Consider the following 2,536-nt stretch of genomic DNA (forward strand, 5'->3'; position numbering starts at 1 on the left):
ACCACTCCGGTCACATTTAGGGTGACGGCCGCCCGGTGCTCGACGGCCGTGGCCAACGGGAACCGGTCAGGGCGGTCCACCTTAAAGTTGTTCGCATCAAGGTCGGATTCAACCACCGCCTTGGGCGGTGCTTCGGCGCGCCGGTCCGCCTTTCCGCTACTGCAACCGACCGTCAACAGGCTCAACAATAGGCAAGCGCCTGCAGGAACAAATCGACCTACATCGTTCATGGAATGACCTCGCGACCGATGGCCAAGTTCAGCTGCGCCGCCGCCGTCAGAAAAGAGCCAACCAGGTTCACGTAACTCAGCCGCACCGTGCGGTACTCACTTTCTGCATTCAAAAAGTCCAACAGCGACGCAGCCCCATGCTGGTAGGAGAAGAGGATGGTGTCGCGCACGTGCACCGCTTGTTCCAGGTATTGACGCTTGTACGGCTTCAGCAGATTGACGTCACTGATGAGGAGTGCGTATGCCGAATCGACATCGCCGTAGACCTGCGTCTCCACACCTCGGCGTAATTTCTCGCTGCGCGCGACGTCAATCTTCGTGCGCAGCTTCTCTCCCTGGTTCTTATCGAAGATGCGGAGTGGAATGCTGACGCTGACCCCGAGCGTGTTGAGAGCCTCTGGATTGTTGAACGAACCGTTGTGTGTAAACCACAAGCCTACGGTAGGGTCAGTTGAGCCATCGGCTTCGGCTAGTTTGTAGTTCGTTTCCGCCTGCTGCAGCACAAGGATAGCCGCCCGCAGGTCCGGGCGTGCATCTAGAGCATCCTGGCGGTATTCGTCAAGGGTGAGAAGGCCTTCCTGGAAATCGAATGGACCCTCTATGTCAAAGCTGTCCACTGGTCGGCGATCGTCGAGCAGGGCCAGCAGGTTGATTTTTGTCGTGCACAGGTTGACCAGGGCAGTTTGCAGATCGGATTCGTATTGCAGCCGTTGTAGCTGAAGTCGGTCGAGATCAATCTCGGCGATATCTCCCGTCTGGAAGCGGTCTTGGCTGATCTTAAGAATCTTGTCGTAGTAGTCTAGGTTGTCCTGCGCCAGACGCAACACGGCTTTGGCCTGGAGGATACCCACAAAGGCGCTGCGCAGATTGAAGAGCAGATTGCGTTCGGAATCGGATTGCTGGGCCACACCGATCGCCGTGCCTTCTTTGGCAGCCTCGAAGCGTAGCTCGCGTTTATTACGTCGCTCAAAAAGGTAGCTGACTCCGGGTGAAACGAACGTCCCGGCAAACGGTTGCCAGACACCCTTACTCGAAGCAATCTGGGTGCCGTCCGCTGAAAGAGTGAAATCAGGATTGGGCCGGAGGTGGGCGGTAATCTCCCCGGCTCTCAATTCCTCGACATTCAGCTTCCCAGCTAGCAGCGTGGGGTTCGTGGCTTCGAACCTGTCGCGGATCTGCTGCCATGTATAACTCTGCTGGGCAAGAACCGGGCTTGAGAGACATTGTGCCAAAAGCAGCATGGTAAGAATCCGCTTCGCACATCGCACGCCCGGATTCGGCTCCCGCGCCATCAGCGGGGCGAGGTTTTCCACAGGAACCGTTGAATGAGCAAGAGTCATCTGTGGTTTAACAATTCCTCGACGCCAAACAGGCCAACGACAGATCAGCGCTCTAGGCTCACAGCGAGCCCCGATCTGGCTGGCGCCCTTTGTCGAACTGGACATCCCCAGCCGACAGCTTTCCGGAAGCTGGAGTGAAAGATCTTGTGTATCGCGAGTAGCATCCCTTGCGGGAGGCACTCATTGGACTTGGGTGGAGGTATTTCGATCTCAATGACTACGGCCGACCTACTAATCTTCTGATTAGTAAGACCTTGGAAATGCAGATGGCCGTGGGAATTGCCAGATTCGACACAAATCTTGAGTACAAATCGTTCGATTGGACTTCATGCAACGGCAGCCTGCGTGACATAATCCAAAGTCTGACAACAACTTCATGCCCCACTTGGATTGGATCTGGGAGCGGCGTAATGGTGCGCCGGTTCTGCTTGCTAGTAGTGTCCTCGTCTTCGCAATAGCTTTGGTGGATTGGTGGACGAAGCCGTACTTCTCTTTGGGTTTTCTCTATCTGTTTCCTATCATGCTCGCCGCAGGCTTCCTTCCTCGGTGGGCGATCGCTGCATTAGGTTTGGCATGTGCATTGCTCAGCGAGCGTTTCAGTAACCTGGATCCGGCCGATGCCCATATTCGGCTGGGATTTGAAACTCTAGCCCTTTGTGGCTGCGGACTGCTGACGTTTGAGGTTTTGCGGAACAAACGGTTGAGCCTTGAAGCGCAAGAACGAATGCGGGTCCTCGTCGAAACAAGCCCGGCCGCAATCGTAACGGTCGAGGAGCGAGGCTTCATCGAACTAGCCAATCAAGCCGCGGCCCAACTCATGGCTCCCCACAACGGCGTCCTCGTAGGCCAGCCGATCGCCGCCTATCTGCCGGAACTGCATCACGCACTGCGTCCCGAAGAAGGTCCGCAGTTCCGGAGTTCGATGCAATGTCGTGGCCATCGTGGAAACGGGGAGTCCTTTCTGGC

3 protein-coding genes are annotated in these 2,536 nt (G+C 56.3%); 1 reads left to right on the plus strand and 2 read right to left on the minus strand.

Annotated elements, in window-relative coordinates:
• Together VEG30_14235 and VEG30_14240 are read right to left on the minus strand one after the other, a co-directional pair.
• On the minus strand, window positions 1-230 hold a 230-nt coding region (locus tag VEG30_14235), incomplete at its 3' end, for a hypothetical protein (protein ID HXZ81083.1).
• Window positions 227-1,471, minus strand: a complete 1,245-nt coding sequence (locus VEG30_14240) for a TolC family protein (protein HXZ81084.1) — start codon at window positions 1,469-1,471, stop codon at window positions 227-229. The genes VEG30_14240 and VEG30_14235, both read right to left, overlap by 4 nt.
• Before the next feature lie 475 nt (window positions 1,472-1,946).
• Here VEG30_14240 and VEG30_14245 point away from each other — a divergent pair.
• A partial coding sequence (locus VEG30_14245) for a PAS domain-containing protein (GenBank protein HXZ81085.1) occupies window positions 1,947-2,536 on the plus strand: 590 nt, incomplete at its 3' end.

The organism is Terriglobales bacterium (genome assembly GCA_035624455.1).
Classification (GTDB): Bacteria; Acidobacteriota; Terriglobia; order Terriglobales; family Acidobacteriaceae; genus DASPRM01.